13 protein-coding genes and 1 pseudogene are annotated in these 12,999 nt (G+C 42.6%); 9 read left to right on the forward strand and 5 right to left on the reverse strand.

Annotation, left to right across the window (positions count from 1 at the left end; translation table 11 throughout):
• Positions 1-135 precede the first annotated feature (135 nt).
• The 4 genes from M8332_RS05715 (at position 136) to M8332_RS05730 (ending at position 5,169) form a co-directional block, all read left to right on the forward strand.
• Entirely contained in the window at positions 136-1,359 is a 1,224-nt protein-coding gene (locus M8332_RS05715) for a quaternary amine ABC transporter ATP-binding protein (RefSeq protein WP_252779868.1), read from the forward strand.
• Entirely contained in the window at positions 1,352-2,227 is an 876-nt protein-coding gene (locus M8332_RS05720; RefSeq protein ID WP_252779870.1) for an ABC transporter permease, read from the forward strand. The genes M8332_RS05715 and M8332_RS05720 overlap by 8 nt, the downstream gene beginning before the upstream one ends.
• A gap of 16 nt (positions 2,228-2,243) precedes the next feature.
• Entirely contained in the window at positions 2,244-3,152 is a 909-nt protein-coding gene (locus tag M8332_RS05725; RefSeq protein ID WP_435370790.1) for a glycine betaine ABC transporter substrate-binding protein, read from the forward strand.
• 79 nt (positions 3,153-3,231) lie between these two features.
• Positions 3,232-5,169, forward strand: coding sequence for a M13 family metallopeptidase (locus M8332_RS05730; protein ID WP_252779871.1), 1,938 nt, complete (start codon positions 3,232-3,234; stop codon positions 5,167-5,169).
• Positions 5,170-5,210: 41 nt separating this feature from the next.
• Here M8332_RS05730 and M8332_RS05735 read toward each other — a convergent pair whose 3' ends face one another.
• Complete coding sequence (locus tag M8332_RS05735) at positions 5,211-6,152, reverse strand: alpha/beta hydrolase (RefSeq protein WP_252779872.1); 942 nt, start codon at positions 6,150-6,152, stop codon at positions 5,211-5,213.
• A 156-nt stretch (positions 6,153-6,308) separates the two neighbouring features.
• On the opposite strand from M8332_RS05735, the gene M8332_RS05740 reads away from it, so the two are divergent.
• From M8332_RS05740 to M8332_RS05760, 5 genes and pseudogenes are all read left to right on the forward strand, one after another.
• On the forward strand, positions 6,309-6,824 hold the full coding sequence (locus tag M8332_RS05740; RefSeq protein ID WP_252779873.1) for a hypothetical protein: 516 nt from the start codon (positions 6,309-6,311) through the stop codon (positions 6,822-6,824).
• Between the two features lie 107 nt (positions 6,825-6,931).
• Positions 6,932-7,723, forward strand: a complete 792-nt coding sequence (gene map, locus M8332_RS05745) for a type I methionyl aminopeptidase (RefSeq protein WP_252779874.1) — start codon at positions 6,932-6,934, stop codon at positions 7,721-7,723.
• Positions 7,724-7,850: 127 nt separating this feature from the next.
• The gene (locus tag M8332_RS05750; RefSeq protein ID WP_252779875.1) at positions 7,851-8,333 is read left to right on the forward strand and encodes a helix-turn-helix domain-containing protein; all 483 of its coding nucleotides are present in this window, start codon (positions 7,851-7,853) and stop codon (positions 8,331-8,333) included.
• Positions 8,334-8,368: 35 nt separating this feature from the next.
• Entirely contained in the window at positions 8,369-9,184 is an 816-nt protein-coding gene (locus M8332_RS05755) for an IS3 family transposase (RefSeq protein WP_252780820.1), read from the forward strand.
• Between the two features lie 218 nt (positions 9,185-9,402).
• Positions 9,403-10,339: pseudogene (locus M8332_RS05760) on the forward strand (IS30 family transposase).
• Positions 10,340-10,359: 20 nt separating this feature from the next.
• Here M8332_RS05760 and M8332_RS05765 read toward each other — a convergent pair.
• From M8332_RS05765 to M8332_RS05780, 4 genes are all read right to left on the reverse strand, one after another.
• Positions 10,360-11,436: a hypothetical protein gene (locus M8332_RS05765; RefSeq protein WP_252779876.1), complete on the reverse strand. Its 1,077-nt coding sequence runs from the start codon at positions 11,434-11,436 to the stop codon at positions 10,360-10,362.
• Between the two features lie 30 nt (positions 11,437-11,466).
• Entirely contained in the window at positions 11,467-11,958 is a 492-nt protein-coding gene (locus tag M8332_RS05770; RefSeq protein ID WP_252779877.1) for a hypothetical protein, read from the reverse strand.
• A gap of 76 nt (positions 11,959-12,034) precedes the next feature.
• Positions 12,035-12,280 carry a DUF2922 domain-containing protein gene (locus M8332_RS05775; protein ID WP_353937862.1) on the reverse strand — a complete coding sequence of 82 codons (246 nt, stop codon included), beginning with the start codon at positions 12,278-12,280 and terminating at the stop codon, positions 12,035-12,037.
• Between the two features lie 150 nt (positions 12,281-12,430).
• Positions 12,431-12,712: a DUF1492 domain-containing protein gene (locus M8332_RS05780; protein ID WP_252779879.1), complete on the reverse strand. Its 282-nt coding sequence runs from the start codon at positions 12,710-12,712 to the stop codon at positions 12,431-12,433.
• Positions 12,713-12,999: the final 287 nt, after the last annotated feature.

Below are 12,999 nucleotides of genomic sequence, written 5' to 3' on the forward strand. Positions count from 1 at the left end.
AACACTAATAAAATCCCCCTATCGCGCCGTTTTGCCTTGCCGTTTATTTGACAAGCCAAACAGGAACTTGTTATGTTAGATAGAGGGTTTTTTATTTTTACTTAAATTGACCCACGAATAGAAAGGAGAAGTTCTGTGACAGAAAATAACGAAAAGATCAAAGTTGATCACTTGACCAAAATCTTTGGTCCGCATATTAATAAAGCACAAGAGCTTTTATCTGAAGGAAAAAGCAAAGAAGAAATCTTAGCCAAGACCGGGAGTACGGTCGGAGTCGATAACGCTAACTTTACAATTAATGACAACGAAATTTTTGTCATCATGGGACTCTCTGGCTCTGGGAAATCAACCATGCTCCGGATGTTTAACCGGCTGATTGAACCCACGTTGGGAACTATCTACGTTGATGGTGAAAACATCATGCAACTCGATAAAAAGGGGTTGCTCGAATTACGCCGGAAAAAGATGAGCATGGTGTTCCAAAACTTTGCCCTCTTACCCGACCGGACCATCTTAGAAAACGCGGCCTTCGGACTCGAAGTGCAGGGCGTGGCGAAGGAAGAACGGGAAACTAAGGCCCACGAATCGCTCGAAATGGTTGGGTTAAAGGGTTACGATCACCAACTACCTAGCGAACTCTCCGGTGGAATGCAACAACGGGTTGGCTTAGCCCGGGCCATCACGAATGACCCGGACATCCTCCTCATGGACGAAGCCTTCTCCGCCCTGGATCCGTTGAACCGGCGCGACATGCAGGACGAACTGATCGACTTGCAACACAAACTCCACAAAACCATCATCTTCATCAGTCACGATTTAAACGAAGCCTTACGAATCGGCGACCGGATCTTGATGATGCACAACGGAGACGTCGTACAAATCGATACGCCAGAAGACCTCTTGACGCATCCAAAGAACGACTACGTCAAGAAGTTCATCCAAAACGTGGACCGGTCCAAGATCTTGACCGCTGGAAACGTGATGATTCATCCAAACACGATTAACATCAAAAAGGACGGACCAAAACTGGCGCTTCGGCGAATGAAGGAAGACCACATCTCCAGTATCTTTGCGGTGGATGACGACCAGCACTTACTCGGTTTAATCGATGCTGACGACGTGATCAAGTTGATTGAAAATCAGCAACGAGACATGTCAACGGTCTTAAAGACTGGTTTACCAACCACTAGTCCGGATACTCCGATCGCTGACCTCTTTAACAAGATTTCCAAGTCACCACTGCCATACGCCGTAGTCGACAAGGACGATCGCTTAGAAGGAATCATCCTACGGAGTACCATTCTAGAAGCAATGTCTGGTTCAAATGGTAACGATGAAGGAGGCGCAACTAATGAATAGTTTTCTGGCAATTTTAAGTGGCGTGCCCGTTTTACCAATTGCAAAGTGGATTAACGCCTTTGTTAACTGGCTAACTGGCTTCGCGGGCTTTTTCAACGCCCTCACGGCTGGGATTGGAGCCATCTTAGATGCCATCCAATGGGTCTTAGACCTCTTCCCCGCCTGGCTCTTTATTATTTTAATCTTACTGTTAACCTGGTTTATCCTCCGCAAGACGAAGCACTGGGGCTTCATGCTCTTTGAAGTCCTCGGGCTGGGCTTAATTTGGAACCAGGGTTACTGGCACGACATGACCCAAACGTTAACCCTGGTGTTAGCAACGAGTTTGATCATCATCGTGTTGGGGGTGCCGCTCGGAATCTGGATGGCTAAGAGTCACATGGTGAACGTGATTGTTCGGCCAATCCTCTCGTTCATGCAGACGATGCCCGCCTTTGTATACCTGATTCCAGCCGTGGCCTTGTTTGGAATCGGAATGGTCCCCGGAGTGGTTGCTTCCGTGATCTTCTCCCTCCCTCCGATTGTTAGTACGACCTGCCTCGGGATTCAACAGGTGCCGGCTGACCTAAACGAAGCTGCTGTGTCCTTTGGTTGTACCCCTTGGCAAAAACTGTTTAAGGTCGAACTTCCCTTGGCAAAAACCACGATTATTTCCGGGATTAACCAGGGCATGATGTTGGCCCTTTCCATGGTCGTAATTGCTTCCATGATTGGAACGTTGGGACTTGGTTCCCTCGTTTACTTCGCCGTTGGTCGCAACGATGCCGGAGCTGGATTTGCAGCCGGAATCGCCATCGTGATCTTGGCCATTATCCTGGACCGCCTATCCGAAGGGGTTAGCGGTAGTAACCAATCCCACAACGAGTAAAGGAGGGAGCGGTCAAATGAAAAAATCAACGATGAAACGCTGCATCGGCCTCGTCAGTTTAAGTATTCTGGCAATCACACTATCAGCTTGTAGTGTGACCCCGAAGCAGTATAATCCTCACGAAAGCGTCGGACCCCAAGTTCACAAGACGATCACTGGGATTGACGCGGGAGCTGGAATCATGGCTTCCACGCAAAAGGCGCTTACTGGTTACGGCTTAAAGCAACAGGACTGGCAACTCCAAACCAGTTCGACCGCGGCCATGTGTAGCCAGTTAGAAAAATCGATTCGGTACAAGCAACCGATCGTGGTAACCGCCTGGCAACCCCACTGGATGTTCAAAAAGTACCCAATCAAGTTCTTGAAGGATCCGAAGGGAATCTACGGTAAGTCCGAACAGATCGACACGGTCGCACGCAAGGGCTTTCAAAAGGATAATCCTGGGGCCTACAAGTTCTTCCAGCAGTTCAAGTGGAATCCGGACCTGATGGGTGACGTAATGTACGCCAACTTTAAGGGGGCCGATCCACAAAAGACGGCGAAACAGTTCATCAAGCAACACCCCAAGGAAGTTGCCCAGTGGACGGCCGGCGTCCCCGACGGAAACGGGAAGCAAGTCCGCATGACCTACGTAACGTGGGATGATGCGATTGCCTCGACTAACGTTACCGCCCAAATCCTGCGAGATAAGGGGTACAAGGTTACGATGACCGCGATGGAAGCCCAACCAGAATGGTCCTCCATTGCGCGCGGATCTGCCGACGTTACGACCGCTGCTTGGATGCCCGTCACTTCCGGTCCCTTGTACGCTAAGTTCAAGGATCAGGTCGAAGTGGTCGGGACCAACTGTCCGGGCGCTCGGGTCGGCTTAGCCGTGCCGAAGTACATGAAGAACGTGAACTCAATCGAAGATTTGAAAAAATAAAGTTGGTAGCATTCGAAAAGCGGACGTTAAGTTTTCCTTAACGCCGCTTTTTTTGGTAAGATAGCCAGTAACCTAACCAATGAAAGAAGGAATTAGTATGGTACAAGCAGCTTTCCCCGTTAACCAAGCGGAAATTAAAACGAACCTCTACGACGCCGTCAACGGTGCCAGGGTTAAACAGGCTAAGATTCCCGCTGACCACTCGTCGGTCGGCGGCTTCATGGACCTGGTCGATGACATCGACAAAACCCTGATGCACGACTCCGATGCCTTGGCGCAGGGTGACTTAGACGTCCCGACTCCCGAAATGAGTGAATACGTCAAGTTCTACCGGCAGGCGATGGACTTTACCCGCCGCGACGCCGAAGGTGCCACTCCCCTTCGGCCCCGCTTAAAACGGATCGAAGGACTGGCCGACTATGCCGACCTCAACCAACAACTAGCAGACCTCGTACTGCAGGGCTACCCGACCCCGGTTAGCTTCGACATCGATGCCGACATGAAGAACGCCCAGGTCAACGCCCTCTTTGCGAGTGGTCCGGGGCTCTTTCTGCCGGACAAAACCTACTACGAACCCGAAAACCAGGCCTACACCCAACTGATGCCCGTCTTTACCAAGATGAGTGAACAGTTGCTAACCATGGCGGGCTACTCAGCCCCGGAGGCCCAGAAACTTGTAGCGGCAGCCAAGGACTTTGATGCCCAAATTGCCCCCCACGTGAAGTCCGCCGAAGAAGCCGCTGATTACAGTAAGACTTACAACCCGTACACGACCGCTGAACTAGCGGCCAGTACGAACGCGGTCAACTTGCAACAGACCGTCCGGGGCTTAGTCGGCGCCGTCCCGGAGAAAATCATCGTGACGGAACCGGACTACTTTACCCACCTAAACGACCTGCTAACGGACGCAAACTTTGACAACCTGAAGGCCTGGATGCTGGTAAAGACGGTCAACGGGCTCGCCGGGTCCCTCTCCGAAGCCTTCCGGCAGGTCGGCGGGCAGTTCAGTCGGGCCCTCTCCGGGAAAAAGGAAGCCGTTAAACCCGAAAAAGCAGCCTTCTACCTCGCTTCTGGGACCTTTAAACATGTGGTCGGAGACTACTACGGAAAACGTTACTTTGGACCAGAAGCCAAGGCCGACGTCCACCACATGGTTGAAAAAATGATCGGCATTTACCAACAACGACTCACTGATAACCAGTGGTTGAGTGCCGAAACAAAGGCCATGGCGATCAAGAAGTTGAAACGACTCGGAATTCAAGTTGGCTATCCAGACATCATCGAGCCAATTTACTACCAGTTCAAGGTTGACGAAAAGGCGAGCCTCCTTGCCAACCTGCTCCACTTTGACTACCTCGAAACAAAGGACATGTTCTCCAAGTGGAACAAACCGGTCGCTCGGGATAAGTGGGAAATGAGCGCGAACACGGTGAACGCCTACTACCATCCGTTTAAAAACATCATCGTGTTCCCAGCGGCGATCCTCCAGGCTCCCTTCTACAGTCTCGACCAGTCGGCGAGTGCTAACTACGGGGGCATCGGAGCCGTGATTGCCCACGAAATCTCGCACGCCTTTGATAACAACGGTGCCCTCTTTGATGAATCTGGGAACCTGAACAACTGGTGGACGGACGCCGACCGCCAGCACTTCACCCAGCTCGCCCAACAGATGATCAATGAATTCGACGGGTTGCCGTATGCCGGGGGGCAAGTCAACGGGAAGCTGACCGTTTCAGAAAACATCGCAGACGCCGGGGGACTTAGTTGTGCCGAAGCGGCCACGAAGGAAGAACCGGAGGCCGATCTCTACGAGTTCTTCACGAACTGGGCCCGGATCTGGCGCATGAAGGCAACAGCGGAATATCAACAACTGTTACTGACGATTGACGTCCACGCGCCCGGTCCATTGCGGGCGACCGTGCAGGTGAAAAACCTCGACGACTTCTACACCACCTTTGACATCCAACCCAGTGATGCCATGTACCTTGAACCAGATAAACGCGTCCAAATTTGGTAAGCAAAAAGCCCACTGACACCAGTCAGCGGGCTTTTGCCTTGTTATTCGTTAAATAAGAAGCGGTTAATGATGCGTTCAGAAACCTGATTGTCTAAGATCTGGGAGTGCTCCGCCATCGGACCAGTCAGCCGGAGCGACTCATAGTTTTTGGTCGGAACAAGGTGCTGCAATGCCGTCGCCGACTTGGCTGACACCCGTCCGTCGGAGTTCGTCCGTTTGTCGATCACCCCGTAGATGTTAAGCACCTGCGTATTTTGCTCTAAATGCTTCGCCATCTGTTTTAATTCCGCATAGGACGGATAGCGGCTGTTAATCGCCTGCTGGCGTTCCAGAGCTTGTTGCCGGAGTAACGCTGGAGTGGGGCCTGCGGGATGCGCCTGGTTAGGCTTGGCCTGGGTTGGTTGGTTCCCGTTGCCGGGTTGGCCCGGTTGCTGTCTCAGTGGCGGGACGTTGACCGTTACCCCTTGGTACGGACCAGCGACCGACACGAAGTGCTTTAACTTCATCCGGTTCTGCTTCAGCCCGTAGGTCGTCGCGTTCGTAAAGACCGCAAGGCTTCCCGAACCAAATCCAATCGCATCATACTGTTCGTACTGATACTTACGGTTTAAATGGCGCAGGATGCGATTTAAGGCCACTGATTGCTCCTTAGTGGTCTTACTCCGGTCACTGAAATTAACCTCTATAATCGGCTGTTTCGCCTTTAAATTGCCATTGGGGTAGTAGTTAATCTGACCATCACTCAACACGTCGATGTGCATGGCAACGGAACCGCCAGAGCGACTCGCCGTCGTCACCAAGTGCCGAGCCGCGGTTGACGTGCGGTTTTGGTCGGACACAAACATGATGGGTGCCTGCTGGGGTTTGTGCAACTTGCTCGGGGTAAAGCTACCGTAGTGAACGTAACAAAAACCTAAGAAAGCGGCAGTTAAGCCAATGACAAGGACCACGAAGTCCCATTTATGAAATATTTTTTTGTTCAAAAAATCACCTTTTACATTAGTTTCGACTAAAAGTGTCTATGCTTATCTTACCACAGATCATTACGAAGCCCCTAGTTGAACCAGGCAAGAATTGCATTTTTCACTAATTAATTATTTAATAGGTAGGAGACAAATATTTTGGAGGTCAGATTAATCATGGAAGTAGTTATTGGAATTTTAGGCTTTATCGGAGATTGGCTACTCTTCATCTTTCCCCTCTACCAGGGCCAAATGGAGCTGATGGAGTCAAACTCCGTGTTTGCCAAGTATCAAATCAAGGGCCACAAACCCAAAAACGCCAGCTTGTTGGAATGGATGATTCCCCCCCTCCTGTTCCGGCGGATTAAACGCACGGCGGGCAAGGCGCAAATCAATGATCTGATTAATAACAAAGAAGACTTTCAAAACTTCTACAGCTTTTATAACAAAGGGCTCGCGTGGTACTTCGTGTCCTACGCCGGCTTTTTAAACGGGGTCTGTTCCACGTACGAACTAATCATCGAAAAGCTCGCCCTCGGTCGAATCGGAATCGTGATCTTTATCGTGGTCAGCCTGCTCATCTTCTTCGCGGGTCACTACTTCGTTAGTTACCTAACCAGTGGCAAACGGGAAAAACGCTTCATCAAGCGAATGCTCCCGATCGTCAAAAACACGATTAAGAATAAACAATAGCAGTAAGCGGTGCCTCGACGGCGTGAGAACCCGAACCGCCACATTCGTGGTATAGTGATGATAGCGACTCAGAAGCACTACTGCACTAGCACCAAAGGAGAACAACATTGATAACTTTAAAATCAGAACGTGAAATTAAGAAAATGGCCGAATCCGGCGCCGTCCTAGCGGGGGTTCACAAAGGCCTGCAAAAGTTAATTAAGCCGGGCTTAGATACCTGGGAAATCGAAGAATTCGCGGATAAATACATCACCGACCACGGGGCGACCCCGTCTGAAAAGGGCTTTGACGGCTACAAGTTTGGAACCTGTATCTCGATCAACGACGAAGTGGCCCACGGCATCCCCCGCAAGGGCTTGAAGCTCAAGTCCGGGGACCTCGTCAAGGTCGACATGTGTGTCAACAAGGACGGCTTTGAAAGTGACTCCTGCTGGACGTATGCCGTGGGTAAGATTAGTCCTGAAGCCCAAAAACTAATGGACGTCACCAAGGAAGCCCTGTACAAGGGAATCGACCAGGCCCAAGTTGGCAACCGGATTGGTGACATTGGCTACGCCATCGAACACTACGTCGAAAACGAAAACCACATGGGCGACGTGCGGGAACTAATCGGTCACGGCATCCAACCCACGATTCACGAAGACCCAGCCGTTCCGGCCTACGGAGAAAAAGGCCGTGGGCTACGGCTACGGCCTGGCATGACGATCACGATTGAACCGATGGTGACGCTCGGGGGCTGGCGAATCAAAGACCGCTTCGACGACAAAGATGACTGGACCTATTACGTTACCGAAGACGGTTCCCTCTCAGCCCAGTATGAACACACCCTGGCGATTACGGAAGACGGCCCAAAGATTCTGACGTCGCAGGATCCGGAGGCAGATGCGAAGTATTTGTAAGATTGAATTAATAATAAGTATAGAAAAAAGCTTCTTTACTAGTTTTTATATAATGAGCTATACCCCATAAATTAAAGTTTTTACTTTAACCTATGGGGTATTTTTTATGACTAAAATTTCAAAACAAATGAAGTATAAAGCAATGATGCAGTATTTTTATGAAAACAAGTCTCGTAGATATATAAGAGAAAAATATGTATTCAATAGTATGGCACTTAGAATGTTAATCAGTGGGTTTAGAACCTTCGGTTCAGATGTATTGTTTAAACCACCCCAAGTAACTGCTTCCTTTAGAATCATGCTTACTGAATATAAAATCAGAAATAATGCCTCTTATATTCAAATAGCTAAAAAATTTGGATATTTAGGAATCGCTCAAATTTATCAATGGGAAAAAATATATCGCCAAAATGGTCAAAATGGGTTATTGTCTTTAAAAAAAGGACGGGAACCCAAAATGACAAAACAAAAGAAAAACAAGCAAGAATTAACTCCAGAACAAAACAAAATTAAACAATTAGAACAAGAAAATTTAGAGCTTCGTATTAAAAATAAAGCTTTAAAATTATTCGCCTCGATGAAGCAACCAACCGACAAAAAGCACAAGTAGTATGCCAACTCGAGGCGGAATTTAGATTAGTTGATATCTTAAAAGTTGTTCCAATCAATATGAATACCTTATGTTACTGGAAACGTAAATTTAAAAATTGTAATATCAAAGAAATCAATTTGAATGACTTAATCTATCGGATTTGGAGTGAAGATAAACACTTAGGAATCCTACGGATTACTGCTATCCTAAAAAACAAATACCAACTTAAAATTAATCATAAGCGGGTTAAAAGAATCATGAATGAACTAAATATTTTCGGAATTGGATACACGAAAAAAATTAGGAAATATGATTCTTCCAAGGGACCAGAAGGGAAACGAGTTAAAAACAAATTAAACCGTCGGTTTTATAGTAATCGACCATATCAAAAGCTGGTTTCAGATGTAACAGAATTTAAAGTTAAAAACGGAGAAAAGGTTTATTTGGAACCAATTATGGATCTATATAACAATCAAATTTTGACTTATTCAATCACAGATGAAAGTCCTGATTTAAAATTTGCAGTTAAACCACTGGAAGATCTTCGGCTTAAGCTACCTAAAACCGGTTATAAGCTAATGCTTCATACTGATCAGGGTTGGCAATATCGCCATCGACGATGGCGGATGGAGCTTAAAAAAGCTAAAATTACACAAAGTATGTCACGAAGAAGTTGTTGCTTAGATAACGCTTGTATTGAGAGTTTCTTCAACAAATTGAAAGTAGAAATTGGCAATCTTAAACAATTCAATTCCTCTGAGGAATTAATTGTGAAAATCAAAAAATGGATTAATTATTACAACACGGAACGAGTTCAAACAAAATTAGGCGGCTTGTCGCCGATAAAATATCAGAAACAAGCCGCCTAATCGCGACAAATATTTACTTTAACTTATGGGGTACACCTCAATTTCTTTTGCTATTTATTTTAAATTGGAGGAAAACCATCTAATTAGTGAATACGACTATTTAAAGTAATATTTGAGGTAACAAAAAATGATAAAAATATTGTATTTACTTACGCAAATTCTATAATTGTTTCAAACGCTAAATAAAATAAAAAAATAAAGTAATAACTTACAATGGTATTAACCAAAAAAAACCAGTAAGGAGATATTCCATTTTAGCATCTTATGATCGCGGTGCGTTAACACAATTAGTTAATGAAGGCCTTTCACTTCGTGAAATGACTGATAAAATAGTTTTTTCTAAATCAACGATTCATTATGAACTATCGTGATTAACTACTTATAATCCAGGATTAACTTAAGCTGATGCAGATTATAAACGGAAAAAATAATGTGGTAGAAAAACCAAATTAACTGTTTCGTTAAAACAAGTTGTGGAGAATCAGTTGAAATTAACGTGGTCACCAGCCTTGATTAAACGTTTTTATGGAGTAGATACGGTCACTATTTATAATTGGTTAAACCGCGGTTGGATTGATTTCAGTTTAGCTTGTTTACCTAATCAAAATGTTAGACGAAAGCGAAAATCAGATAAGCGTGGAACCTTCAAAATCAATCAAACCATTGAAACCAGACCTAACGATATTAATGATTGCGGTGACTTAGGTCACTAAGAATTAGATCCAGGTTTATCTGAACGTGGAAAAGCTAAAAACAGTTTAGCAACCTTTGTTGAACGAAGTTCCAGCTTACTTTGAGCAATTAAAATTTCTGATTGAACTTAATCGTCATTAAACACTGCTTTTGAAAAATTCATGGACATTTTTGGTTCAAACGTTAAATCGATTACAGTCGACCACAACAAAGAATTCTATGGTTAATCAGGTATTACAAAGTAAATATAAGGTGGATGTTTATTTCTGTTACGCCTATTCGCCTTAGGAAAGAGGTAGTAATGAATATTTCAACCGAAGATTACGATGTTTTTTCCCAAAGCAAACTAAATTTGAAAATGTTTCTGATGATGAACTTTTTGAAGCCTTAGAGTTAATTAATAAGTGGCAGTTAAAAATTCATTATTATTGTACTACAATTACGGTTTTTAAAGACCGTTAGAAATAAATTTGTAATTTGACTTATTCAAATTTTTCCTCTTCTAACAAATCTATCCATTTCTGTCCTTCATTGTTACATCTAGTATTAGCATTAACTCTTATATATTTTATATTATTTTTTTCTTCTATTTTTAATTTTTCAGCTAATTTTGTCCTTTTTTTATCTAAATCATCTGAACTAACATCGATAATAACTAACTTCTTTTTAAATCTAGTTATTAAAGTTCTAATTATACCGTTTATATGTTCGTCATCAGGATGAAACCCAAATCCAACGGAACAAATATAATCAGAGGCTTTTAATCTATCAAAAAAGTCAACATATTTTTTAAGCATATCGATTGATGTCATTGGCTTTGTTCCACTTTGTGTAAATAATAATGGAACAATTATATGATCATTTTCATCCGATTTATTAACTAATGAGTTTATATATGGATCATAGTAAATATCTACACCTCCATTTAAAAAAAGTATATTTTTTTTATCTTTGTCTTCTTTACCTTCATTCAAAGCTTCATCAATAAAATTACTATAATTAGTTGTCGCAATAACATTAATTAAAGATGAATGATCATGTAAATCTGAGTAGTAACCACCCTTATTTATTCTCATGTGCTTAGACTTTTTTTCTATATAATCTCTAACAGTGTAAAGAAACACTACGATTTTAGAAAACTTTGCCCACTCGTTTTTAGGGTTATATAAATAATGCCAATTTGAATCAATCAACGTTTTATAATCAATAACATCAGCATATATTTGTTCAACTATTTTATAAGCTACTTTAATAATTGGATCTGGATATAATTTATCATCATAGCTTTCAGAGAGTAAATTAAGTCCAGCAATACCAGCAGCATCATAATTAATATTTAGAGTACCTCCGAGATCATCGAAAAAATCAAGATTTAATTCATTTTTTTCAAAAACAGATTCTTCAGTTTGTCTTGAAATATTTTCACTCAATGCTCCAAGCTGTAATTGGAAAATTGCAGTTAAAAGATCCCTTAAAAAATTTTTAATATTTATTGAGTCATTAAAATCGTTATATTTATAGTAGAATATAAGCATCCCAAAGTAATCACTTTCAAACAATTCATTTCCATCATCAAAAAATTTATCATATTAAATAAGTTGAGATAAATGCATATTCTCTATTTTAATTTTATGTCCTTTATCGTCTTCTTTATCTTTTAACTTTTCTGCAATAATTTTTTTAAATTTATCTGTCTGGCTGATACTATCAGAATTATTATCATTGTCATTTTCAGTAAATACATCTTTAATAGCTTTTTGTGCCAGAGTATCAAAATTATTTATTTTTTCTATTATTAATTTTCTGTTATTCCCAATAGTATCTTTAATTATTGTATTGAATACAGATTTCCCATAGGATGATATACTTTTCTTTCCATAATCTTTAGGTAACCATGTTGATGCGTAATTTGAGCTAGCATTAACATTTTCCCTCATTGTTCTTAATTTATCTTTACTTTCAGTTACCGGTTGTCGAAATATATCTAATGCAAACTTACTTCCACTAGGCATACCATAACTCATTTCAGCACCTGCCCCGAAAAGAAAACCTATTTTTTTATTTGAGTTATTAGAATACATCAAATCCTCCATGAATTTATTCTAAAAATATATTTTATTTTTAATAATATAATTATATGACTAATTTTAACATTGTTTATGCAACTTGCTTAAAATATCCAAAAATTGGGTACTTACTATTTTCCGCATATCGGGTAGCCACCGGAGTAGCATAAAGATTTATTCCATCCTTTTTAAACATTTCCAAAGCTGAAATTAGATTCATCAAATCTTCCACTTTTGCCACTTCTGAATTCTGATTTGCATAGTTCAATTGTAACGTCCGAACCTTGTATTGTTCCGTCTTGAATACAATACTAATTATAAAATTTTCATATAAAATCCTCCTGTTTACGCCGTATCGCCGGTTAGTTCCGCTAAAATCTCCCCAAACTCACTTGGTAAGCAGTTAGATCATCAGTAAGGTTTTCAAAACCACGTCGCATTCCTTTTTAGTGTCCTAATCCTACCATCGTGTACGTTGCAGTCGTTTTTAACCAACTTTTCTTCTCATAAATGTGTTACCCAGAATTGAAATTAATTTTTGTTGGATGCTTTTCCACCATTGATAAAAAGTTTTGCGAGATACCTTTAGTTCTGCGGAAATTAACAAAATCGTTTTTCCATCTATATACAATAACTGTAATAATCGTTGTTCATGATCAGTTAGATGACTTAATACCAGTTCAAGATAAATTTTAGTATCCAAGTCATCTTGAGCATGATTATTAAAGGCAAGGTTGCCCAGAAAGCTTCTGCCAGCTTGGAATGACATTCAAACCCATTCTTTGCCAACCACGTTGCCGACTTGTTAATTACTGAAAATGCGTCCGTAGCAAGGCAAGGGCAACGGCGAAAACAGCTCCGTAAATTCAAACGGTTCGCGTCCTGCCCACTAACTTAATGACTTTGCCTTGACGGTGCTCGGCTTCCTCCACATCGAACCTTACTATGTTACTCTATAAAAATTTGAATTCTTAATTAATCACCATCAGTTGGTGTAAAATAAAAAAGATTATAATAATTTATCCGTTATTTTGATCATAGTTACTTCTCACTACA

The organism is Fructilactobacillus ixorae (genome assembly GCF_024029915.1).
Lineage (GTDB): Bacteria > Bacillota > Bacilli > Lactobacillales > Lactobacillaceae > Fructilactobacillus > Fructilactobacillus ixorae.